The organism is Chryseobacterium ginsenosidimutans, from assembly GCF_024807225.1.
GTDB lineage: Bacteria > Bacteroidota > Bacteroidia > Flavobacteriales > Weeksellaceae > Chryseobacterium > Chryseobacterium ginsenosidimutans.
The window spans coordinates 3,257,337-3,282,969 of record NZ_JANUCO010000001.1; the positions used below are offsets into that span (position 1 = coordinate 3,257,337).

A 25,633-nucleotide genomic window follows, 5' to 3' on the forward strand; every position below is an offset into this window, starting at 1 on the left:
TGCGCTTTAAAATTTACTCTCAATGATATTAAAAAAAATCCATCTTTTGTTTTTTTTATCGTTCTGTCTTAATGCTTTTTCTCAAGCACTTTCATTAAAAGAAGCCGTAGAAACTGGAGTTTCAAATTATGGAACCATCAAGGCAAAAAACAGATATGTCGAAGCTTCCCAGGAAACATTGAAACAGGCGAAGCTCGATTATTTACCTAATTTAAATCTTTCTGCACAACAGGATTTCGGAACTGTAAACGGACAAAACGGTCCGCTTTATGGGCTTGGAGGTCTCGGCGTTGCTTCTTCCGGATTGGCGCTTCCCGAGCAGAATTGGAATGCCTCTTTCGGAGCTTTATATCTTGCCAATATCAACTGGGAATTTTTTACTTTCGGAAGAATTAAAGAAAGAATCAATGTTTCAAAAGCCGATGTGGTGCGTTTTGAAAAAGATCTTGAACAGGAAAAATTTCAACAGAAAATTAAAATTTCCACCGCTTATCTGAATCTTTTGGCAAGTCAAAGGCTTGTTATTTCTCAAGAGAAAAACCTAAGCAGAGCCGAGATTTTCCAAAGACTGGTTGCCGTGAGAGTCAAAAATGGATTGCTTGCCGGTGTAGATTCTACTTTAGCTTCTGCCGAAGTTTCCAGAGCGAAAATTTCTTTAAACCAGATAAAAGATCAGGTTAAGGAGCAAAATAATAAATTGGTATCGTTGATGGGAGTTCCGGTTAAGGATTTCGTTTTAGACAGTACTTTTGTCAGTCAGCTTCCGAAAGCGATTTTTAATGAAGAACAACCTGTTGACAGCCTGAATCCTGTGCTTCAGTTTTATAAAAGCAGAATTGATTTCAGCAATCAGCAGGTGAAAGCTTTTAAAAAAGAACAATATCCGAGTTTCAGTCTTTTCGGGATTTATCAAACCCGGGCTTCAGGATTTAATTCAGATTATGCGACGAATCAGAACTCGTTCTCTCAAAGTTATTGGAAAGGAATCAGTCCGGATCGTCAGAATTATTTATTCGGAATCGGTGTTACTTGGAATTTGACTTCCATTGCAAGAGTCAGCAAAAAGGTAAACGCTCAAAAGCTGATTTCAAAAGGTCTGGAAGAAGAATATGAGGTCATCGATCAGCAATTGAAAACACAATCCGACGCCGCCGATACCAAAATTAAACTTGCCATGGAAAACTATACAGAAGCTCCAAAACAAGTTGCCGCCGCAAAACAAGCCTATCTTCAAAAAACAACTTTATATAAAAACGGATTAACCAATCTGATTGACGTCACACAGGCATTTTACACCCTGAATCGGGCAGAAATCGATCGTGATATTATCTATACCAATGTTTGGCAGTCGCTTTTGTTAAAAGCTGCTTCTACCGGAAATTTCGACCTATTTATTAATGAACTTTAATTTTCTCCTCTCATGAATTTAATACGTTTTGCACTTCGCAAACCCATATCGATTCTTGTGCTTGTTGCCGGACTCTTTTTCTTCGGAATCGGAGCCGTAAAAACAATCAAGGTAGATATTTTGCCAAAGATGAATCTTCCGGTAATTTACCTTGCGCATCCATTCGGTGGTTACACTCCGAACCAAATGGAATCGTATTTCGCCAAGAATTATGTTAATATTTTACTGTTTGCCAATGGGGTAAAATCTATTGAAACAAAGAATATTCAAGGCTTGACGCTGATGAAAGTGACTTATTATGAAGACACCAATATGGCACAAGCAGCCGCTGAATTAAGTGCGCTTTCCAACAGAATTCAGGCAGGTTTTCCTCCCGGTTCGCAGCCGCCGTTTATTATTCGTTTTGATGCTTCATCACTTCCGGTCGGTCAATTGGTTTTGAGCAGTAAAACAAGATCAAATAACGAATTGCAGGATCTTGCCAACGTTTATGTAAGAGCTTCGTTTACTTCGATTCCCGGATTATTATCGCCGCCGCCTTTTGGAGGAAGTCCGAGAACGATCGAGGTGAATGTTGATCCGGATGCGCTTCGTGCCCATAATTTAACGCCTGATCAAATTGTAGAAGCCATTAAAATTAACAATCAAACAGCTCCTTCCGGAAATGTGAGAATTGGTGATAAAAACTATATTACCCCTACAAACAATACAATTAAAGATGTTAAAGATTTTGAGAAGATTCCTTTGTTTAAAGGTGGTGTTCAGAATTTATATTTAGGCGATGTTGCTAAAGTAAAAGACGGAGCGGATATTACAGCCGGTTACGCATTAGTCAACGGAAAACGTTCGGTTTATGTGAGTATTGCTAAAGCGGGAGACGCTTCTACATGGGATGTTGTTCAGAGATTAAAATCAGAATTACCGAAAATCCAGAGTACGTTGCCTGAAGATGTGAAAATTTCTTATGAATTTGACCAATCTGTTTTTGTCATCAATTCTGTAAAAAGTTTGATTACCGAAGGAGCAATTGGAGCGGTTTTAACGGGCTTAATGGTTTTACTGTTTTTGGGAGACAGAAGAGCAGCATTAATTGTAATTCTGACCATTCCGATTTCGATTATTTCGGGAGTTTTATTCCTAAAATTATTCGGACAGACAATCAACTTAATGTCATTAAGCGGTTTGGCTTTAGCCATCGGAATTTTGGTTGATGAAAGTACCGTTACCATTGAAAACATTCACCAGCATTTGGATATGGGAAAACCAAAAGCACTCGCCATTTGGGATGCCTGTAAAGAAATTGCTTTACCAAAATTGCTTATTTTACTCTGTATTCTCGCGGTTTTCGCTCCTGCGTTTACAATGACAGGAATTCCCGGAGCTTTGTTTTTACCTTTAGCGTTGGCGATTGGTTTCTCAATGATTATTTCGTTTTTACTTTCGCAGACTTTCGTTCCGATTATGGCGAATTGGCTGATGAAAGATCATGTTAAAATAAAGCATGAACCAACCATTACGGATGATGAAGCAGAATTTAATGCTTCAGGATTAACACCGGAATCAGAGGAAGATACGTATGCTCAAAGAAAAGCTTTAGATCGTGAAGATCTCGACCATGACGGAAAAATAGGAAAATTCGAGAAATTCAGAATTGGTTTCATGAAATTAATCGACAGGCTTTTTGCTGTAAAAAAACCAATAACATTAATTTATCTGATCGGAATTACAGGTTTGGCAGTTTTATTTTTAAATATAATCGGACAGGATGTTTTCCCGAAAGTAAATTCAAGTCAGTTTCAAATGCGACTTCGGGCTGCAGACGGAACGAGAATAGAAAGAACGGAAGACAAAGCATTAATAGCCTTGAAGGAGCTGGAAAAAATGGTCGGAAAAGAACATATTTCTATTTCATCAATATATGTCGGTCAGCATCCAAGTTTGTTTTCCGTGTCCCCGATTTATCTCTTTATGGCAGGTCCGCATGAAGCTGTTTTCCAAATCGGATTAAAAGATTATCACACCGATATGGAGGTTTTCAAGGATGATTTCAGAAAAAGACTGAAAAAAGTTTTACCTGATGTAAGAATTTCTTTTGAGCCGATTGAACTGACGGATAAAGTTTTAAGCCAAGGTTCACCAACGCCAATCGAAATCAGATTTGCCGGAAAAAATAAAAAAGCAAACGAACAATATGCTAATAAATTAATTGAAAAATTAAATAAGATTGATTATTTCAGAGACGTTCAAATTGCACAGCCTATAAAATATCCATCTTTAGATATTAATATCGACAGAACGCGCGCTGCACAATTGGGCGTTGACATGAATGATATTTCCCGTTCGCTGATTGCATCCACATCTTCATCAAGATACACCGAAAAAAATACGTGGATCGATGAAAAAGCAGGACTTTCCTACAACGTTCAGGTTCAGGTTCCTTTAGATAAAATGATGACGGAAAATGATATGGGAGAAATTCCTATGTTGAAAAATGCGTCGCGCCCTGTTTTAAGTGATGTAGCCACCATTACACCATCATCTACTTACGGAGAAAACGACAACTTAGGAGCGATGCCTTATATTTCGGTGATTGCCAATACGGATCATACAGATTTGGGAACTGCTTCAAAAGCGGTACAAAAAGCGATTGCCGATTTGGGAGAAACCGCCGAGAGGTATGTTTATAGAACCGATCGGTTTAAGCAAAGTTTTAGTAGAAACCATGTCAAGCCTGCAATCGGGATTATTGATTGCCGTTGTCGTAATTTTCCTTATGCTTTCGGCAAATTTCCAATCGTTTAGAATTTCACTGGTTATTTTAACAACGGTTCCTGCTGTAGTTTTAGGCGCTTTATTGATGTTGCTGATTACAGGTTCTACCTTAAATTTACAATCGTACATGGGAATTATCATGTCGGTCGGAGTTTCCATCGCCAATGCGGTTTTACTGGTTACGAATGCCGAACAATTGCGCAAAGTAAACGGAAATGCAATGGCATCGGCAAAAGAAGCGGCCTCATTAAGATTGCGTCCGATTATTATGACAAGTATTGCCATGATTGCGGGAATGTTACCAATGGCAATCGGTCACGGTGAAGGTGGCGATCAGGTTTCTCCATTGGGAAGAGCGGTTATCGGAGGATTATTATTCTCAACATTTACCGTATTAATTATCCTGCCGATGATTTTCGCCTGGGCATTAGGAAAAACAACCACACAATCGCCTTCATTGGATCCGGAAGACGAAGAAAGCAAACATTATATCTCATCATTACTCCACAAAAATGAAAAATACTAGTATCAAAATAACAGCATTATTGGCAGTTTTGTTTTTAACAAGCTGTTCGGAAAAGAAAGAAGAAGTAAAACCGGTGGAAGAAACACCAGTGATTGAAACTTTTGTAGCAAAGAAAGAAAAACTGTCAACAGAATTGAGAATGCCTGCGGAATTGGTAGGTTTTCAGCAAGTTGACGTTTACGCAAAAGTCAGCAGTTTTGTAAAAGAACTGAAAGTCGATATCGGTTCTGAAGTAAGAAAAGGACAATTGCTTCTGGTTTTGGAAGCACCGGAAACGACTTCTCAATTGGCAGCAGCGGAATCGAGACTACATTCTCAGGAAGCAGTATATGTATCAAGCAATACGACGTATAAAAGATTACTGGAAACCAGCAAAGTGGAAGGAACCATCGCAAAAAATGATCTGGAATTAGCCAGAGGAAGAAAAGACTCGGATTTTGCGCAGTTGCAGGCAGCGAAAGCTTCGTATAGAGAAGTGCAAAGTAACATTGGTTATCTGCAGATTCGTGCCCCTTTTGACGGTGTTGTTTCAGCAAGAAATGTGAACTTGGGAGCTTACGTGGGACCTGCAGGAAAAGGTTCTGAGTTACCCTTATTCACGATTCAACAGCAGGATAAACTGCGTCTGTCGGTATTCGTTCCGGAACTTTATACGGGATATTTAAGTGACGGTGATGAATTATCTTTCACAGTAAAATCTTTATTAGGAGAGAATTTTAAAGCAAAGATTTCCAGAAAATCCGGAGCTTTAGATACAAAACTTCGTTCTGAAAAGGTAGAAATGGATGTCATGAATACCACCAAAAAGCTCTTGCCGGGAATGGTTGCCGAAGTTTTACTTCCGTTAAATTCTAAAGACAGCACATTTGTCGTTCCAAAATCGGCGGTAGTCTCTTCAAGCGAAGGAATTTATGTCTTAAAAGTAGAAAATCATAAAACGCTGAGAACGAAGGTTCAAAAAGGAAGGGAATTTGAAGACAGAGTGGAAGTTTTCGGAGATATTGTTCCCAATACGAAGTTAGTAAAGGCGGCTTCTGAGGAAATAAAAGACGGAACGGAAGTGAAATAAGCTATTGGGGCGAGGAATTTGAAGCTGTTGCAAAAAATCAAACCTTCAAGGTTTTAAAAACCTTGAAGGTTTACATCCGCAAAGTTTATCATCCTGAAACCTTTAAATTAAATATAAAACTAACAAAACCTCATCTACAATCAACCAAATATATCCGTCTTGGTTATTCCTAATTTTTTAATTTTTGAATGCAGTGTTGTGTGTGGAACTCCTAAAATTACTGCCGCTCCGGTTGGTCCGAAAACCTTACCGTTGCATTGTTTTAAGATCGCGATGATGTGTTGCTTTTCAAATCCGGCGATCGTTCTGTCTCCGGTTTCTTTTTTATTTTCATGAAAAGTATCTCTGTATGAAAAGAAAACGTCTTTAATTAAATCTCCTTCCGTCATCAATATGCTTCTTTCAATGACGTGTTCAAGCTCTCTTACATTTCCCGGCCAATCGTACTGCAGGAGTTCAGACATGGCTTTTTTGGAAACATCTTTCACCGTCTTTCCTACCGTTTTTGAAAATTTTGCCACAAAATAACTTACTAATTCCGGAATATCTTCTTTTCTGTTTTTAAGCGACGGCATATGGATGGGAAATACATTCAGCCTGTAATACAGATCGCTTCTGAACTTGCCTTCATCTACTTCTTTTATAAGATTTCTGTTGGTCGCTGCAATGATTCTTACATCGGTTTTTAAGATACCTTTTCCTCCTACCCGCTCAATTTCTTTTTCCTGAATTGCTCTTAATAATTTCACCTGTAATTCAACGGGCATTTCCCCTATTTCATCCAAAAATAAAGTGCCTTTATGAGCCAGCTCAAACTTCCCGATCCTTCTTTCGAAAGCTCCTGTAAAACTTCCTTTTTCATGCCCGAATAATTCACTTTCGATTAAATTTGTCGGTAAAGCAGCACAATTCACTTTCACCAGAAGATTGTTTTTTCTGGGCGACGAATTATGAATAGCCCTTGCAATAAGCTCTTTTCCAGTGCCGGTTTCTCCTAAAATAAGAACTGTACTGTTTGTGAATGCAACCTGCGACAGCATATGAAAAACATTTCTCATCTCTTCGCTTCCGCCAATAATATCGCCGTACCGGTTTCCGGATGTTATTTCTTCCTGAAGATAAGCTTTTTCGTTTTCCAGCTGTTCTTTATAACGCACTATTTCCTTTAGCTGACTTTGATTTTTTTCGTTTGAAATAATATTTGATAATGCTATAGCGATTTGCGAACTTACTCCTTTTAACAAATCCATCATAGGCTTCATATCAAAATCATCTTCAATTCTCAGAAACAAACAGCCTAAACCGTCATTGGCGACCCTCAATGCAACGCCGATAATGCTGCGGATATTTCTTTTCTTCCAAAACTCGGCGTACAATGGCATTGTTCCTTCCAATTGATTAATATCTAAAATCACAGGAGAATCTGAGTTTAAAATAGTATTAAAAATCTCATCATTGGTCGTGATATATTCATGATTGATAACATGTTGAAAGTCGGGATTATCTTTTGTTTCATCATCTACTTCAAACATAAAAAAGCTGTGCGTCTGAGAATCTGTATTTTTTACAATGATCCCAAAACTTACAATCGAAAACAGCTCTTTTAGTTTTACTCTGATTACTGAAAATAATTCTTCTTTATTCTTAACTTTTGCCGTCTCATTGCTTAGGGAAAGCAAAATACTTTTTTCTCTGTCTCTGTTTTGAATTTCTTCATTGGCGATAATATTTGCCACCGCAGACGAAATATAATTGGAAATTTTCTCAATAAGCCTTCTCTGTAAAACCGTAAAAGAACCTTCCTCTTCCGATAAAAGCACCATCCCGCCAAAAACTTCCCCATTTTGTAAAAGACGGATTCCTACAATTTCTTTTATCCCTGCATTCTGTAGAAAAACCAGATGCTTCATACCACTTTCTATCAAACTATCGACGGACAACACCACGCTTGTTTCCGACTCCATAATTTTATCGTGCAAACCGTCTTTAATAGGATATTCTTCGTACGCAACGGAACTAAAATCAGGATGTTGATTTGTTTTGTCACAATGTTCAAGAAAAACCTTGAAAGTGCCTTTGGAAGTATTAAATCTCGTGATGGCAAGATCTGAAAACGGGAAAATATTTTTTAATTTAAGCTGAATAAAACTTACTAAATCATTTTTATTTCTAATCGAAACCGTAGCCTGACTTATTGAAACGAATAAATCAAGTTCTTCACCCAAATTATCGGTATTATTCATAAAAATGTTATTTAAAGATTCATAATCAATTATTATAAATTTACTAATAATTACTTTATTTCGGAAAAATATTTCGTCAATTCACTTTATTTCGTAATTATTTCAACTGTTAATTCTCAAAAACGCCATTAATACTACAATTATTCATTGGCATATAATTAGAACATATTCACTGCATACAAAACTCAAAATTATATATGTTTTGTTTCAAATTTACTTCACATAAGAACAACTGTGTAACCGATTGCCTTCATTTAAAATATAACCATTAAACCTTGAAAACTATGAGTCTCTATCAACTTCAAAAAACTGCTCTTGTCCTCATCGATCCATTCAATGATTTTCTTTCGGAAGGAGGAAAATTATATACTATAACAAAAGAAACCGTTGAAGGAAACGGAGTGGTCGGAAATATAAAAAAGCTTCTGGATGCTGCGAGAGAGAAGAAAATTCAGGTGATTTATGCGCCTCATCGACATACACAAAAAAGAGATTATTTAAACTGGAAATTTATGGCACCTTCTCATTTGGGAAGTAAAAGTGTTACTTTATTTGAAAAAGACTCTTGGGGAGCCGAATTTCATACTGATCTCGCTATGCAGGAAGGCGATCTTATGGCTCAAAATCATTGGACAGCAAGTGGTTTTGCCAATACGGATCTGGATTTTCTTCTGCGTCAACATAATATCGACCAAATCGTACTTGCCGGAATGCGAGCCAATACGTGCATCGACTCAACCGCTAGATTTGGAGTCGAATTGGGTTACCACGTAACATTAATTAAAGATGGAATTGGTGCTTTTAATTGGGAAGAAATAAAAGCAACCGTGGAAACCAATTTTCCGAATTACGGGCATGTTCTTTCATCGACTGAAGATTTTATAACCCATATTAATATGTAAATCATGGAAACCTTCACAGAAAGTACAATGACTGCGGAAAACTCTTAAAAAATTTAACTCAAAAAGAATAAAAATAAAGACTTTTTAAAACCAATAAAGACTTACATGCTATTTATAAAATTCTAATAATCAAAACTTAACCCTTATGACAACTTCAAAATCCATTATTCTAATACACGGAAACTTTGTGAACGAAATAACCTGGGCAAAATGGAAAGACCGATACGAACAAAGAGGATATAAAGTCTATACACCAGTTAATCCGGGACACCAAGGAAATCCTTCTGATTTGAGGAGACAGGTACATCCTGATCTTATGAAAACCGGTTTTACAGATATTGTAAACAACATCGCAAGAATTGCGGACGGTCTGCCTGAAAAACCCCTGATTATCGGGCATTCAATGGCAGGAATGGCAACGATGAAATTGCTTGAAATGGGTAAAGCCATCGCTGCAGTAAGTATCGACGGAGCCCCTCCAAAGAATGTATTTCCTCCCTTCACTACGCTAAAAGCAGTATTACCGGCGTTTGGTTTTTTCTCTTCTAAGAAATATTTTATGGGCAGCCGCGAATGGTACGACAAATGTTTTTTCAATACGTTGCCGGAAAGAGACAGACCCGCCGCGTTTGACAGTTTTGCAGTGCCAGAAAGCTATAAAGTAAGCCGCGAATTGGTATTGAACCCTTTTTCTAATATTGATTTTAAAAAGTCACATCAACCGATTTTATTTATTGGTGGTGGCAGCGACACGATTTTTCCGGCATCGCTTACCACAACACTTGCCAAAAAGTATAGCGACAAAAACAGTAAAGTTGATTTAAAAATTTTCGAGGGCAAAAGTCACTTTATATGTGGAGAACCGGGATGGGAAGCTGTGGCAGATTATATTCTGGACTGGTATGAGAAACTGTAGGTTTTCAATCAAAAAAACGTCATTCTAACCCTATAAAAATTATCAAGAAAAAATAGCCACTAAAATTATTAGCGGCTATTTTTTTAATCAGAAATTAATAATATAAGTTTTTAATTTTCAAATAATTAATTAATTCTTTCGGACGATCGGTCTGAATGATATTCACATTATTTTTTATGAACCAGTCGTAGATATTCGGATTATCAAGAACCATATCGTCATTATGATGAGCATTATGATGAGGCCACAATGAGTTGACCCAGACTTTTACACCTTTCTCCTTTAATTTTTTAAAATCCAGCATATTGTCTTCGGTTTCACCTATCGTAAATTCAAATCCATAGACTTTAAAATTATCCAGATAATCGTTTATCTTTTGCCATCCTTCATTTTTATTTAATCTGATAATCGGCATATATTTGATCTCTTTTTTGAGATATCCGTATTTTGAATCAAAGCCTTTATAATCTTCGTATCCTTTAAAAAGAACCTCATCCAACATTTTTCTTTCCTTTAACATCGGATAAACCAATCCGATATAATCAAATCCTTTATCAAGATTAATTAATATTTTGCCTTTGGTGATATCTAAAATCTGGGTTAATGTCGGTATTTTCATTTGTGTGGTAACACCCAATCCGTCTTTCAGGAAAAATGTTTGCAGCTCTGCATAGGTGTAATCTTCCGGTTTTCCTTTTCCCGTCGTGGTTCTGTCGATTGTTTGGTCGTGCATCAACACCAATACGCTGTCTTTCGTTAATGCCAAATCGATTTCCACCATATCCACGCCTTTTTCAATGGCTTTTTTCACAGCCCATGCCGAATTTTCGGGAGCTTCTCTCCAGTCTGCACGATGGGCAACCACCATGACTTTATCATTCGGAAATTTCGACAGAGAGACATTTTTTTGTGCAAATACGGTGTTTGCAATAAGCAGTAGAAGTAAAAATATTTTTGTTTTCATAAGATTTCTTTTTTTAATATCCTTGGTTTTGTTTAATCGCAGGATCTGTATTAATTTGACTTTGAGGAACAGGCATTAATAAATTGTGCTGGTCTATTTTTGCCGTGCTGTATCCCGGTGTCACTGTAAAATGATTGGTTAAAACCGCAACCGCTCTCCCCGTTCGAACCAAATCGAACCAACGGTGACCTTCACCAATTAATTCCAATCTTCTTTCTTTATCTATTTCGTCTAAAAGTGCTTGTTGAGAAGCCAGATTCACTGTCGGAATTCCTGCTCTGGATTTAATTTTATTGAGATAAAGATTACCGTTCTGCAAATCATTTGTTTTGGCATAGCTTTCTGCAAGTAGCAAATCAACTTCTGCCAATCGAAGAACCACAAAATTACTTCCGCCATCGACAATCGTATTGGATGTTTTTACCAGCTTTTTAGAAAAAGGAATTCCATTCGCTGTTAAGCCTATATATGCCGATCTTCTGGTATCTGCTGCCGAATACAGATTGTAAATCTCTTTTGTCGGCAGATTATGACCTTTTGCTCCTGAAACCGAACCTGAAGGACTGAACATCTGAAACGCGCTGCTTCCTTCCGAATTACCATTAATTCCGGAAGCAAACTGTACATCAAATATAATTTCCGGGTTGTTTTTATTCGTGACATCAAATATTTTGTTGACATCAGTTTGCAGCGTATATCCTAAACTTTCAATTTGATTTAAATAAGGAAGCGCTTCAGCATGCTTATTCTGAGTAATTAAAACTTTTCCTAAAATTCCCAATGCCGCACCTTTTGTCACTCTCCCTTTTTGTGTTGTGGTAACGGGAAGAATGGCAACCGCCTCTTTCAGTTCATTTTCAATAAAAGTGTATAGTTCTGCGGAAGGAGTTCGTGGTTGCCCGAAATATTCATTAACATTCGTGGTTTCTTTTGTGACCAAAGGAACGTCTCCGAAAATTCTTACCAAATTAAAATACATCAATGCTCTCAGGAATTTCATCTCTCCGATTCTGGTTGTTTTCAAAGCTTGAGACATATCGCCAATTGCATCGATTCTGTTCAGGATAATATTTGCCTGCTGAATTCCTACATAATTGTCTTTCCATGCATCTGCAATCAAAGTATTATTAGGCTGAATGGTAAAAAAATCAAATTCACCATACGTAAAAGAATCGTTGGCAGGAACTTCATCGTAGGTGTTGTCTGATGGGATTTCGCCAATCGTAGGAAGCGCAAGTTGATATTGCCCCGAATATTGTAAGGTTGCATACACCGCATTAATTCCCTGCTCTATCTGCGCCGCATCTTTGTAAAACTGAGAAGACACTTTGGTTGCTTCAGGCGTAATATCAAGAAGATCTGACGAACAAGATTGTATCAGCACAATGGTTACTATAGAAATTATTATTTTTTTCATAAGATTTTTACGTTTTAAAATTTAAAATTCATCCCGAATGAGTATACTTTTGCTACCGGATAAAAAGCGCTGTCGTAGCCTTGGGTAAGCGCATTATCCGAATTCGCATCAAGGTTCATCCCGTTATAAGAAGTGATGGTGAAAAGGTTATTTCCTAAGAAATAGATCTGCGCAGATTTTATTTTTAAAGCTGAAGTAATGCTTTCTGGTAAGTTGTATGATAATCTGAGAGACCTTAATCTTACATAATCTGCATTTTTGAAAAACAAATTAGACGTTCGTGCTTCTTTTCTGTTGTTGGAAAAATTCATGTTCGGCATTGCAAAAAAGCCATTCGGATTTGTTGTGGGATTGTAACGGTTATCAAAATAATATTGAGAAGCCATCCCAAAACCTTCACCGGATTCTAATGTACTTACAGAATCGCCGTTGTAAATCTTTTTGCCCAATTCACTGTAGAAAGTAAAGCTCAGTTCAAAATTTTTATATTTCAGATTATTCGTAAAACCAAAAATATATTTGGGAATCCCCGATCCGAAGCTTTTCTTATCATCAGTATCTATTTTTCCGTCTTTATTTAAATCTTCCATAATATAATCTCCGACCAGTGTTCCGGAAATGTGAGCGCTGTTGTCGATTTCCTGTTGAGATTTATAAATACCTACGATATTGTATCCGTACATTTCTCCGATCGATCCGCCCACTTTGGTTACCGAAAAGTTATTGGCTCCCGTTATAATCTGATTTTGTCCGTTCGCCAAAGCCAAAACCTTGTTGGTATTGGTTGAAAAACTTAAGCTGTTGTTGTACTCAAAATTTTCACCGATATGCAATGATTTGGTTGATAACTGAATTTCCAACCCGTTATTTTTAATTCTTCCAATATTCTGAAGCGACGTCGTATAACCGGATTGCTGCGGAACGGGTACGTCGAGAAGAAGACCATTTCTGTTAAGGATATAATAATCTGCGGAAACATTTAAAAAGTTATTGAAAAGCGCGAAATCCAATCCAAAATTATTTGATTTCGATTTTTCCCAGGAAATATTCGGATTTGGAGCGGTAGAAGATCGATAACCGGCTCCCAAATTACCTCCAAAAACATAATTTTCCTGCGCCATCAACGACAAAGCCCCAAAGTTTGGAATCTGATTGTTCCCATTGCTTCCGATGCTGTATCTTAATTTTAGGCGATCGATGTATTGATTTTTAGGAAAAAAACTTTCATTACTTACGCTCCAGCCTAATGCTAATGCATAAAAATCGCCCCATTTTGTATTAATTCCAAATCTTGAAGAACCGTCTCTTCTGTAAGATGCCATGACATTATATCGATTGGAAAAGTTATAATTTACCCTTGAAAAATAAGAGATCAACGCCCATTTGTACTGACTTAAAGTGGTTTTAAATGCAGTTCCTCCCGCAATATTCGTAATGCTGTTGTCGGGAAAAGCGGTGGCTTCAGTTAAGACTTCATTGTTTTCTTCCTGCTGGTAAGATTGTCCTGCGATAATATTAAAACTATGATTATTCCATTTTTTATCATACGTAAGGAGATTTTCTACAAGATAATTTTTCCTTATATAATCCGAACGTTTCGCCGTTGTTACATCAGGCGCAGCAGCTCTGTAAGCTCCAACCGAAGAAGGATCAAAGAAATTGTATTCGTAATTGGTATAATCTCCGCCTACTGATAATTTATATTTAAAATCTTTCAGAAAAGTAATTTCTGAAAATACATTTCCGAAGGTTTTAAACAAAGTATATTTACTGTTCACCATCTCTGCTATAGCCAAAGGATTTTCCACCAAAGCACCGTCTGTCGGAGTATTTATCTTTATCTGCTGAGAAATTGCTATGTTTCCATTCGCATCGTAAGGCGAAAAGAAAGGATAAGAAATGGTTGCCATCTGCAACGGATTATAAGACCTTGAAGTTTCCGCAATAATATTTCCTGTGGAATAAGACGGCGTAATGGATGCGCCAAGTTTAATATTATCCGATAATTGGGTGGCTAAATTAATATTCGTAGAATATTTCTCGTAATCTGTACCGATTACAATTCCTTTCTGATTAAAATAACTTCCTGTAAAAGCATATTTTGTTTTATCATTTCCGCCAATCACCGATAATGTTGTCTGACTTATCGGAGCAGGTTTCATAACGGTTTTAAGCCAATCTGTATTCGTTAATCCTTGTTGACCGTCCAAATACGGCTTCAGATATTCAGGAATCAGTTCTCTTAAAGATGCACCTTTGCTTGTTCTTGTGGCATTATCGTCATTAATACTTCTGTTCGTTCCTTTAGACAAATAATTGTTGTCTCTCGCTTCTTTCAGAAATGTTGCCATATCGTAAGCATCCACAAACTTCACATTATCACTTCTCATCTGAATTCCGTAATAGGAATCCAGATTCACTTCCATTTTGCCTTTTTTTCCCTGTTTGGTTTCTATGAGAATCACGCCGTTTGCACCTCGAGAAACCATAAATTGAAGCCGAAGCTGCATCTTTAAGAATATCAATTTTTGCAATGGAATTAGGATCGATAGAATTCAGATTTGAACCTTCGGTAAGCGGTAAACCGTCAACAACAATCAATGGATTGGAACCTGCCGTGATTGTACCTATTCCTCTTACTCTAATCGTTGGCGAAGAACCCGGACTTGCATTGGTTTGCGTAATTTGCACACCTGTCACTTTTCCCGCAATGGCATCTCCGAAATTACCTGTAGCCACTCCTTTCATCTGTTTTTCGTCAATTGATGAAATGGAACCGGTAACATCCTTTTTATTCTGTTTCCCGTATCCTACCAAAACAACCTCATCGATATCCTTTTCTCTTTCGGAGATTGTATCGTTGTATTTACCGGTATTGGAACTCAATAATTGCTTTTTAACATCAATTTTATTCTCTCTTTTTCTTACCGTTACGTTATTATTTTTAATGATAAAATCAATAGAATAATTCTTTTTGAGATAAGCAAGCGTTCCCTCGAGAGAATTGTAATTGATCTTGCTGTCGTCAACGTAAATGTCTTCCAGATCGGAAACCGAATAAAAGAATTGTCTGTTCGTTGTCCTGCCCAGTTTTTCCAGTACCTTCGTTAAAGGCACTTGTGATGCGAACACGGATGTCACTGAGTATTTTGCAGCCGATGCGTACATGATATTCGGTACACATAAAACCCCAAGCAACACAATGCTGATTGCCGTTTTTTTCATAAATTTGCTAAAATTAGTTTGTTAGATTCTTACTAGTTTATCATAAAGCATCGATAACCCCCATTATCGGTGCAATTTTATTTTAAGATGATTGTATTCTTCTGAGAATGGTCTATTTTAAAATTAAACGGATAGCTTATAATGATCAGAATTTCATTAAGATTCCCCTTAAACGATCCGCTTATTTTTTCGTTTTTATATTCTGAAGGATATTCCAGATCGATATTATAATTTTCTTTCAGCGTATTGATTACGTCCGAAAAATTGTTGTTTTTAAATGTAAATGTTCTTACCAGATCCGGACTGTAATAATGATGTTCGATATTATTAACATCAGTTACCCAAGATTCTTTAGGCATCAGGAAAGTTATTTTCCCCTGATTTTCTATTTTTACCTTTCCTTCCAAAAGCTCCACTTTCTTTTCAGGTGATTTCTGATCCAGATAAAACTTTGTTCCCAAAACCTGCACATGAAAAGCTTTGGCATTTATTTTAAACGCTCTGCTTTTATCTTTTGCAATATCAAAATATCCGTACCCCTCAAAATTGACTCCTCTTTCTTTTTTTCCAAAATTTTCCTGAAGACTCAGTTTACTGTTTGGAAACAGCTTAATGTGACTACCATCGGGAAGCGTAAAAACCTGAGACTTATTTTTGGTTTCAAAAACGAGGTTTTGCTTTTGTTCTAATTTATTTTCGGAATTATAAAAAAACAACAGCCCAAAAATTGGAATCAAAACTGCTGCAGCCCAATACAATTTCTGTCTTTTTTTCGAGATCTTATTTTGAATACCGTTCCAAATTCGTTGGTCAGTTTCTCCATCAATTTTTTGATTTTCTTCAGATATTGATTTCCAGTTTTTTTCAAAATCCATTATAACATTTGTCTTATAATTGAGATTACGCAGGAAACCTGAAATCGTCCACCCTTAAAAATCACAATTAATGTTTAATTAATTCTTAATTTATCTGGAGTTAATATAGAAAAGCTTTAAAACGAATCAAATCATTTAATAATCAATGACTTAAATTTTAAATAAAATAAAGAAAAATAATAGAAAATATGAACTGTTGGAAGTTCGTTTTTAAGAATTTCAGAACTTTATTGATGTGTTTTTCCACAGCAGATTTTGACAGATTGTTTTGTTCTGCGATTTTTGAATAGCTTAAATTTTGGACTTTATTCTGTAAAAACAAATCCCTGCTTTTTGCAGGAACTTTCTCCAAAAGAGACTGAAGCGTACTAATATCCTGATCAGAAATGATGTTTTCAGGGATTTCTTCCGCGTGATTTTCCAATACAGATTCATCGTTGCTGGAAGCAAGGATCATTTTATTTTTTCGGTAAAAATTGGCGATTTCCTGTTTGGCGGTCTTAAAAATAATTGCTTCCACATTTTCAGAATTCCTAAGATCTTTTATATGTTTCCACAGATGGATGAAAATTTCCTGAACAACATCTTCAATATCCTCATTATTCGAGATGTATTTTTTCACAAAGAAATAAACTTTATGTTTGTAGTCAGTGTATAAATTTTTAAATTGATCCATTCAGTTTTGTCTGAAAAGTCGTACAAAGTTTTGCAAATATACTTTTCTCAAACTTTTAGTTCGTGAATCTTGTGTTAATTATTAGTGAACAGAATTTTGTAATAAATATTTGGGTTTAAACCTTCAAGATTTGGTTGAAAATCTCACTTTTTCTTTATCTTTTTCCTTGCGTCACGTATTTTTAAAGTCAATAATTTCCTTAGATCGCTGTGATATTGGTTATAGTTTTTGATGCTTTTTTCGAGCTTCTTTTTATTGTTTAAATACTCTTCGTAAAGGGTTGATAATTCTGAAACTTTAGAAATAATATCGCAGGACTGAACATCAGAATGATCGGGAATTTTTTTTAGCATAAAATGATAATATTCCGCTCGTTCGGTGAGGTTGGTGTGAGATTTAGGCTCTATTCCCTGCATTTTTTGTGTTTTTATTTAAACTTTACTCTTGAAAATCCGGCTTCAGAAGTTTCACTTTGAAATAAGATCTTCACATTTTCCTGATCGATTTCTTTATTCACAGATTTTGAATAAATTTTACTTAACACCGAAGAAAGCAAAACCTCATCGGCATCTCCTAAAGAACGCAACGGCAGAGTAACAAATTCGTTTACAGCCAATTGAGGAGCAATTCCGTTGCTGTAATTTCCTTCGCCATTCGCATTGAAAACTTTATAAACAACCGGATGAATCTGCCAAGTAATTTTCTTAGGTTTTCGTTTGTCTTCAATCATAAATCCTGCCATATCTTTCCCCAACGTAAGGTCTCCCACCTGAATTACCTGTACATAAGGCTTTAAATTATTAATCACAATTTCCGATGCTGAAGCTGTACTTTTTGAGGTAAGAATATAGACTTTATTCAACCCTAAAGAATTGGTGTGCAAAGCAGTAAAACCTAGCGAACCGGGATCATAAGCTATTTGTTGGGCGAAAGTTCTTTTCACTTCTCCTCCATTTTTATTTCCTTTATAGACAATAAATTGAGAATCTGCAGAAATTCCGGAAGGGATTAATGAACAAAGTGCGGCCGCCGATGAAACGGAACCTCCGTAATTATAACGAAGATCCAGAACCAATTCCTGTACTCCTAAAGATTTGAATTCTGCAAATTTCTGATTGAGAGAAGGCGTCATTCCGTCCGGAAAATCGTAGACATACAAATACCCTGTTTTTTTACCATTTTTTTCGAAAATCTTTGATACCAAAGGCTGATCAAGAGAATATCCGTAATAAACCGTAATATTTTTTTCGTTGATAATGGATCCGTTTTCCCACTTTCCTACGGTCAGTTCAAGAATGGTTTTAGTGGGAATAGACGAGGTTAATTGCTCCGCATTGGAAGCGGTAATCGTTTGTCCGTTGATTTTTGTGATCATCATTCCTCTTTCTAATCCGGCGTTGGAAGCGGGAGAATTTTTCAACACCAATTTAATTACTGTAACGACTTCACCATTTGATAATTGCAGAATCGCGTAATCAAAACCATACATATTGCGGACAGAAAGCGGATAGGTAGAAGAATCGGCGGTGTTGACAATAAAAGAAAACCGATCCTGAGAAGCCAATAAACTTTTAAAAAAATCCTTTACCGGAAGATGATAATCCGGCTTCAAAGGCATCTGATCTGCCCAGTAATAATACCGTCTCATGCTGTCCTGAACCCAAAGATTGACAGATTCTGTGCTGCCTTCAGGAAAATCCGGAGCGTCATCGTCTGTACGGTTGCACGAAATCAGCATTGATAGTACGACTAAAATTACTCGCTGAATTTTTAAAAAGTTTTTCATAAATTTTTATTTATAAATAATCTGCCACATCAATATCTCCTTTCACCACCACAATTCCGTTTTCCATTTTCTCCTGAAGTACGATCATATTGGCGCCGATATCTTGTTTTACGGTAACTTTAATGATATTTGAACCTGTGTATGGTGCTGTAGTTCCCGGTTTATACAATTCCAGATAAACAGGCGCTGTCGTACTGAAGAAATTATATATTTTCACGGCTGTGAAATCTTTTTTTCCGATGTTATCAAATTCGGCAAGCACGACTCCGTTTTCTCTTTTTAGAACACCTTTCACGCCTTCCAGAGATGATCCTGAAAATTCGCCAAGATTGGGAAAGATAAATTCAAATCCTACTTTTCCTAAATTTACGGTAGGTTTTACAGCATAAGTCTGCAAGAAAATCCCTGGCAAATTGAAGAAATACAGATTTTTATAGTCTGTAAAATTATCGTACGTAATGGTGTATTTAGCGATTTGAGCTCCTGTCTGATTGTTGTAGATTCCCAATTCGTCGGTTTCTCCTTCATCCAGCACAAATGCGACCTGCGTTTCTACTTTTTCGGAGTAAGAGGTTTTTCCTGATATTGATATTGGAGCTCCATTCAGTCTCATTTGAATAACGTCGGGTTTTGAATATCCTTTAATATTCACTTCAGCTGCTTTTTGTGCTTTGTCATAAGGTTGTAAACTGTCGTTGTCTGTGCAGGAAAATACTATTGTAAGTAGGGTGAGTGCTATGATTTTTTTCATCTCTAATATTTTAAATTCAGAAAAATTTAATGTAGAAAATTGCCCGTGCCTCAAAAAAGCACAAGGCAATCAATCTAATTATAAAAATCTACGTTGAAAAGGTTGTTAACTTCAGTTTTTTAGTTTTCATGGTTATCCTTTTTTATGGAAGGATAAAGGTTATTTTTTAATAAATTTCACTCTTTCAGTGATGATTCCGTCGGAGATTACCGTGATGTAAGTTCCTGCGGTAAGTGCTGTAACATTTATGTTTTTAGAATAATTTTCTTTTGCTATTTCCTGACCTGCCATATTGTAAATAGTTGCGGTAGTTGTACTTTCTTTTAATCCAGGATTTAATTTTAACTGAAGATAATCAGCAACAGGATTTTCTACTACTTTTGTAATATTTTGAGTTGTTTTCACTTCTTTAGTCGCCAAAACGGAAGCAAAAATCGCCATTTCATCAATATTGATATTCTGAGAATTCGGAGCAGATCCGGTAGTAATTCTGTTGGACCAAAGTCCTATATAAATTTTCTTCCCTGCAAATGCGGAAATATTAATTAAAGATTCTGCAAACTGCGTAAGATCAGTCGGAAGATTGCTTGTAGCGCTGAATTTATAAGTCGCACCCCCTGAATTCTGAGCATCAGTCGCCATCTGCTGGAAATCCGACAATCCCGGAACCTGCTTTTGAGGCGTACTTACAAAAATATAGACATCTCTGCTTACACTGGTATGAGTAGATCTCTGTCTTCCAAGGTATCCTGCTAAAGTGATGTTTCCTCCGGCGTTGGTAAGATCTATTTCCGGAGAAATGATCCAATCGTTTTCTGCTGCAAAACCTGTGGCATTTCCTGTAGGAACCAGATTGATCGAATAACGCAGAACGCCCGATGTTCCGTACGTTAAAGTAGTACCATTGTGATAAATATTCTGTCCCTGAATCCAGCCGTTTCCGTTGCCATTCAAATCATGAAAAGTCCATCCCTGTAAATCAGCGGGAGTATCAAAAGAATTGATCCAAACAGGATATTGTGCAAATATTGCCTGTGATAAAAGAATAACAGATAATAAAATTATTTTTTTCATAATAGTAGTATTTAGATTATTTAAAAAAAGTAAAAAGCAGGGAAAGAAATAAACCTTTCCCTGCATTGATGTATTAATCTACAAGAGAGAAGTCATATTTCGTCCATACTCCTGCGAAATCTCCACAGTTTCTTGGCGAGATGTTCCAACCTCCAACATTGAAGAATGCCTGAGATATCCCAAAAGCGTCTGCAGTAGCTGAAACTACTAAGTTAGCCGAAGGAATTCCTGAAGTACCTGTACCTAAAACAGAATTTGTAAATCCGTGTACTTTGATTGAGCTGTAAGTAGATGCAGAAGACAATTCTGAACCTGCTCCTTCTACTCTGATACCTGTAGGATATCCTGTAATTACAGCATCATTTAACGTTAATCTACCGCTTCTTCTGATATGAATACCGTTTTCATATTTTGAACCTGTATAAGGCGACGGTGATGCATACAACACATCTGTTTTTACACCTACAATAGTAAGATTATTAACAACCGGATGTGTAATCAATGCTGTAGAAGTACCTCCAGCGTTGTTGTCTAGCTCGATACCGTTAGTATCAGAAAGCAGTCCGCTTACTGTATGCTCAGAATTGTAATCTGCCAAAGCAAGAGCACAAGTAATGGTACCTGTATATCCGTTATCGAAATCGAAATTGTCATCTTCTGCAGCAAAAGAAACTAAGTTTGTAGCATTTACAGTTCCTCCGAAGAATTCGAAAGAATCATCCTGCCCGTAAGAAACCTGGATATGATCGATCGTAGTACCGCTTCCAACACCAGCTAACGTTAAAGCATTCACTTCATTTCCAGAGTTAGCTCCAACGAAATCATAACCTGCAAATTCGATACGAACGTATTTCATGATCCCTGCATTGTGACCAGAGTTATCACCTCCGAAATAGAAATCTGAATTTGAAGGAAGACCTTCTACAGTTGTAGTAGTAGGAACGTTTGTAGGAGCATCACCCAATAAAATTACACCTCCGAAATCTCCTGCTTTAGCAGTAGTGTCTTCGTTACCGTCTAATAATTTGTAGCTTGTAAAGATAATAGGCTGAGATTCTGTACCTACAGCATTGATCTTACCTGTTTTAGTAATAATCAAAACACCTCTACCTTCTCCGATGGAGTTTGGCTTAGCTTTAATGAATGTTCCGGGCATGATCGTTAAAGTAGCTCCGTCTTTCACAGCGATGTTACCGTCTAGCTCTATTACTCCACTCCAAGTAGTGTTTGTAGTAATGTTGCTGTTAACAGTAGTCACAGGAAGTGCAGAAGCTGTAATATATTCAGCAGAAGTAGACTTCATGTCGAAAGAGTTGTTTGAAGAATCTGCTAAAGAATCGTTTTGACAAGCAGTAAGTGATAAAGCTGCTGCTGCGATTAAAACTAATTTTTTCATTGTTATAATTTTTAGCTTATCAGGTTATTTTGTTTTTAAACCTAATATTTTGTGAGTTTTTTAGGAATATCCACCTCGATACTCCTACGATTTGGTAGTTTTTTTTCATTCCGCATTACAAGAGGTGCTGTATTGCAGATTTCCCCGAAGTTTTACTATCCGTATTTGGGAGAATACCGACATCCGGTTTTTGGATCAGAATCTTTACTGTGCTGCGCATCATCAGTAGTATTTAGATTCAATCTCAGGTTACCGAAACCTGTACATTTCATGAGCTCTTTTCTTCTATTTTTTATAATAACTTAAAATGTATAGTTCACACTCAAGCCGAATATTCTTCCGCTGTAAGCACGAAACAGTATCTTATCTATGTTTTTATCATATTTATCCGTTGCTCCGGGCAGAAGTTCCAGCATTTCTCGTTCTGTTTGGGAGCTTCCTGCTTTCGCCACCGAATAAGAATTGTAATTGTTGTAAAACTCTTTTACCCTGTTGAAAAGATTTCTGGCATTAATTTTCACTTCTAAATTTCTGTTTTTAAGAAACTTATAAGAAACCTGTGCATCGGCAACGGCATAAGGTCTTTGAATTTCCTCTCCATTGTAGCTATATCCTACCGTGATGTACTGATCGCCTTTTGCGTTGTATAAAAAGCTTAGTCCCAATCTTTCCCCATCATACATCAAGCCCAAATTGTAAGCATAAGGAGTCTGCCCGTAAAGCGGTCGGTCTACTTCATAAGTATCATCCTGGTCTGTTGTTTTTGTTCTGTCTTTAAAGGCAATTACTTTGGTATCGTTGTAAGTAAAATTTCCGCTGATGAAAAGCTGTTCGAGAAAAGAATTTGTTGCGATGAAGCCTAAGTTTTTTCTTACCTCAGCTTCCACTCCTTTCAGTTTTGCATTTTTAGAATTTCCGTTATAGAGATGTAGGTTTCCTTCGTTGGAAATGTAGCCTTCTCTTTCAATCGGTCTGTCGATATTTTTATAGTACAATCCTGCTGAAAATATTTCTCCTAATCCTGGAAACCATTCAAATTTGAAATCATAATTATTTACGATTGATGATACCATTTCCATATTATGAATCAATCCGTTGGCGATAGGATCGAAATAGGGCAATCCCGTTCTTTCGTTAAACTGAGGTCGAATCGCGGTTTTGCTGTAAGCTAATCTTACATTAATTTTATTGGTCGGGCTGTACGTAAAATTGGCAGAAGGCATGAATTGCCAAGGCTTATCTTCCACAGCTTCTTTGTACACATTCTGCGGATCACTTGGATCTAATTGTTGAGAAATTAAATTATATCTAAAATATTCTGCTCTCAATCCCCAAACCAGCCTGAATTTATTTTCCCATCGATTATCAAACATGATAAATCCTGCATGCTGATCGACTTCACCTTCATATTTTTCATCATTATACAGCGGTCTTGTCTGCCATCCGATTCCGCCCGGAACGTAATGTGAACCATCCAGCCACTCAGAAAGTGCCCCTGTTAAAGGAAGAATTTTGGTTCCCGCTACTTTTTCGTCGACTCTCAGCAAGAATTTCTGCTGAAGATTCGTATTCTTCTTAGATGCTCCTGCATATCCTATTTTCAGATCATTTTTAAAATTTCCAAAATCCTTACCCCATTTAAAAGAAGCTCCGTAATTATAATCTGTCTCCTTGTTTTCTATAAAACCTCTTGCGAAATCACTTGATGAGTTGTTTACCTGATGATACGCAATGGTCTCATTTCCAATAAAATTATAAAGCGTTTGATGCAATGTATAATCTTTGGTGTCGGAAGCCACACCCGTTCTCGCTGCAAACCAGCTGACATCTACATTTCCGATTTTATGATTTCCTTCCAGTTTATTCTGTAAAAGCGTTTGATAAATAGGGTAATTGGCATTGGCTGTATAAGGTCTGTCCAGATTTTTTATTTGTTCGGGATCGTTGTTGGGAATAATTCCGTGATAAAAATAATTGTAAGCAAGTTCTGCATTTGCCGGTAAGCCGCTTCCCGATGTATACTCGTTCCAGCCGGTAATTCTCGTTACTGTATTATCATAAATATGAGTATAAGAATTTCGGAATGATAATCTGCTTTTTCCTAGCTGCAACCCAAAATTCAACATTCCTGCAACCGTAGAATTATAGGTATAAGAAGCTCCCTGATTTTTAAAATTATAAAATTTTACAGGAGTCTGCTGATAATCAGGATCTGTAGGACTCGTGAGATAAGTCGTATCGAGCCAGTTTCCTCTTCCTGTATGATCGATCTCAAGCTTGTTTTGTTCGTTTTTTAGAATCAAAGCACCTGCAAAACCCCATTTGTTGTTATTTTTAAGCTTAAAAGTTCTTCCTAAAGCCAACTGCATATTAGATCCCATATCGGCAGTCGTCGCATAATTGGTAAAATTATCATTCGTGAACTGCTTTGATTGTTCAAAAAACAAAGGATTCTCCCAATTCACCGCTTTCAAACCCATCGGGAAATCTCTTGTTCCGTCGTCGTATCCGAAATAATCATACTTACCGCGTTTACGGGTTAGAGATTCTTTAAAAGTAGCCTGATCATTATAAGAAGTTCCCAACGTTACCGTCGTGAAATTTTCATTAGGAATATCTTTCGTTCTTACCTCAACATAACCGCCCGCGAAACTTGCATTCATATCCGGAGTTGCCGTTTTGCTTACGATGACGCTTTCTACCATTGCGGTAGGAATAATGTCGAATGAAAAATTCTGATTGTAGGCTTCCGTGCTTGGAAGATTAATTCCGTCCATTGCAGCCGTGTTCCAACGTTCTCCCATCGAACGAACGACTACGTATTTATTATCAATTGTGGTGATTCCTGTTACTCTTTTCAACGTTCCTCCTACATCGCTGTCGGGAGTTTTAGAAATCTGTTCGGCAGAAATTCCGTCGCTCATCTGTGCCGCTTTTTTCTGCTGCGCCAATAATCCGGCTTGCGTATCTGCTTTACGCGTTCCGGTGATAACGACTTCTTTTATATCCGATACTTTATCTGAAATTGATCTCATTGAAAATGAAACCCTATTTGTTTCATTATTATTGATCGTCAGTTTTTCTACTCTTAAAGCATTATATTTCGGCGATTTCACGGTAAGCGTATACATTCCGGAAGGAAGATCTAATGTAAAATCTCCGTTGTTGTCTGTTACCGTATATTTTCCAGCTACATTAATTTCTGCTCCCACAACAGGATTTCCCACTTCATCGACTATTTTTCCTGAGATTTTTCCGTTTCCCATGACAGAAGCAATCGACCCTTCATATTTTATTGAAATAAGATCTCCGCGAAGGCGATATACAACCGGAAGTCCATTCGTAATATCCTTCAAACAATTATCTACAGGACTATTTTCACATTGTATAGCTTTTACTTTTAATTCTTTAATATCTGCTTTAGAATACGCCAGTCTCATTCCTGTTTTACCGGCAAATTCTTCCAGCACCTCGATCAAAGGCTTTCCTACCGGAACAGAAAACGACACTTTTTGAGATAATTCCTGTGCTTCTGCTTTTACAATAAAAAATATTGCTGCGATAGTAAGACTACATTTCAAACTTTTCATTTCCACGCTCTCTTTTAATTAAATTTTATCTGATTATTAGTTT

The 25,633-nt window shown here is 36.9% G+C and carries 17 protein-coding genes and 1 pseudogene; 5 read left to right on the forward strand and 13 right to left on the reverse strand.

The window, feature by feature from the left end:
• The first annotated feature begins 22 nt into the window (after positions 1-22).
• The 3 genes and pseudogenes from J3D55_RS15280 (at position 23) to J3D55_RS15290 (ending at position 5,775) form a co-directional block, all read left to right on the forward strand.
• Positions 23-1,408, forward strand: a complete 1,386-nt coding sequence (locus J3D55_RS15280; protein ID WP_259132360.1) for a TolC family protein — start codon at positions 23-25, stop codon at positions 1,406-1,408.
• A gap of 12 nt (positions 1,409-1,420) precedes the next feature.
• Positions 1,421-4,706, forward strand: a pseudogene (locus J3D55_RS15285) (efflux RND transporter permease subunit).
• Complete coding sequence (locus J3D55_RS15290) at positions 4,693-5,775, forward strand: efflux RND transporter periplasmic adaptor subunit (protein ID WP_259132361.1); 1,083 nt, start codon at positions 4,693-4,695, stop codon at positions 5,773-5,775. The pseudogene J3D55_RS15285 and the gene J3D55_RS15290 overlap by 14 nt, the downstream one beginning before the upstream one ends.
• A gap of 140 nt (positions 5,776-5,915) precedes the next feature.
• Here the strand turns inward: J3D55_RS15290 and J3D55_RS15295 are convergent, their stop codons facing one another.
• Positions 5,916-8,018, reverse strand: coding sequence for a sigma-54-dependent Fis family transcriptional regulator (locus J3D55_RS15295; protein WP_259132362.1), 2,103 nt, complete (start codon positions 8,016-8,018; stop codon positions 5,916-5,918).
• 284 nt (positions 8,019-8,302) lie between these two features.
• Between J3D55_RS15295 and J3D55_RS15300 the strand changes: the two genes are divergently transcribed.
• Both J3D55_RS15300 and J3D55_RS15305 read left to right on the forward strand, forming a co-directional pair.
• Positions 8,303-8,920: a cysteine hydrolase family protein gene (locus J3D55_RS15300; protein WP_259132363.1), complete on the forward strand. Its 618-nt coding sequence runs from the start codon at positions 8,303-8,305 to the stop codon at positions 8,918-8,920.
• 145 nt (positions 8,921-9,065) lie between these two features.
• On the forward strand, positions 9,066-9,836 hold the full coding sequence (locus J3D55_RS15305; RefSeq protein ID WP_259132364.1) for an alpha/beta hydrolase: 771 nt from the start codon (positions 9,066-9,068) through the stop codon (positions 9,834-9,836).
• A 94-nt stretch (positions 9,837-9,930) separates the two neighbouring features.
• Here J3D55_RS15305 and J3D55_RS15310 read toward each other — a convergent pair whose 3' ends face one another.
• The 12 genes from J3D55_RS15310 to J3D55_RS15365 all read right to left on the reverse strand — a co-directional run bounded on the left by J3D55_RS15310 (position 9,931) and on the right by J3D55_RS15365 (position 25,590).
• Complete coding sequence (locus tag J3D55_RS15310; protein WP_259132365.1) at positions 9,931-10,800, reverse strand: glycerophosphodiester phosphodiesterase family protein; 870 nt, start codon at positions 10,798-10,800, stop codon at positions 9,931-9,933.
• Positions 10,801-10,813: 13 nt separating this feature from the next.
• Positions 10,814-12,217, reverse strand: coding sequence for a RagB/SusD family nutrient uptake outer membrane protein (locus J3D55_RS15315; RefSeq protein WP_259132366.1), 1,404 nt, complete (start codon positions 12,215-12,217; stop codon positions 10,814-10,816).
• A gap of 14 nt (positions 12,218-12,231) precedes the next feature.
• Positions 12,232-14,643: a SusC/RagA family TonB-linked outer membrane protein gene (locus J3D55_RS15320; RefSeq protein WP_259132367.1), complete on the reverse strand. Its 2,412-nt coding sequence runs from the start codon at positions 14,641-14,643 to the stop codon at positions 12,232-12,234.
• A complete protein-coding gene (locus J3D55_RS15325; RefSeq protein WP_259132368.1) occupies positions 14,597-15,442 on the reverse strand; it encodes a DUF4974 domain-containing protein in 846 nt (281 codons plus the stop codon). Before J3D55_RS15325 ends, J3D55_RS15320 begins: the two co-directional genes overlap by 47 nt.
• 77 nt (positions 15,443-15,519) lie before the next feature.
• Positions 15,520-16,317 (reverse strand): FecR family protein, encoded by a 798-nt coding sequence (locus J3D55_RS15330; RefSeq protein WP_259132369.1) that lies wholly within the window; start codon positions 16,315-16,317, stop codon positions 15,520-15,522.
• Positions 16,318-16,474: 157 nt separating this feature from the next.
• Positions 16,475-16,993 (reverse strand): RNA polymerase sigma factor, encoded by a 519-nt coding sequence (locus J3D55_RS15335; protein WP_259132370.1) that lies wholly within the window; start codon positions 16,991-16,993, stop codon positions 16,475-16,477.
• Between the two features lie 143 nt (positions 16,994-17,136).
• A complete protein-coding gene (locus J3D55_RS15340) occupies positions 17,137-17,409 on the reverse strand; it encodes a hypothetical protein (protein WP_259132371.1) in 273 nt (90 codons plus the stop codon).
• Between the two features lie 11 nt (positions 17,410-17,420).
• Positions 17,421-18,779, reverse strand: coding sequence for a S41 family peptidase (locus J3D55_RS15345; RefSeq protein WP_259132372.1), 1,359 nt, complete (start codon positions 18,777-18,779; stop codon positions 17,421-17,423).
• A 10-nt stretch (positions 18,780-18,789) separates the two neighbouring features.
• Positions 18,790-19,530, reverse strand: coding sequence for a hypothetical protein (locus tag J3D55_RS15350; protein WP_259132373.1), 741 nt, complete (start codon positions 19,528-19,530; stop codon positions 18,790-18,792).
• Between the two features lie 159 nt (positions 19,531-19,689).
• Positions 19,690-20,604: a T9SS-dependent choice-of-anchor J family protein gene (locus tag J3D55_RS15355; RefSeq protein WP_259132374.1), complete on the reverse strand. Its 915-nt coding sequence runs from the start codon at positions 20,602-20,604 to the stop codon at positions 19,690-19,692.
• Positions 20,605-20,677: 73 nt separating this feature from the next.
• Complete coding sequence (locus J3D55_RS15360; protein WP_259132375.1) at positions 20,678-22,000, reverse strand: beta-helix domain-containing protein; 1,323 nt, start codon at positions 21,998-22,000, stop codon at positions 20,678-20,680.
• Positions 22,001-22,302: 302 nt separating this feature from the next.
• The gene (locus J3D55_RS15365; protein ID WP_259132376.1) at positions 22,303-25,590 is read right to left on the reverse strand and encodes a TonB-dependent receptor; all 3,288 of its coding nucleotides are present in this window, start codon (positions 25,588-25,590) and stop codon (positions 22,303-22,305) included.
• Between the last annotated feature and the right edge of the window lie 43 nt (positions 25,591-25,633).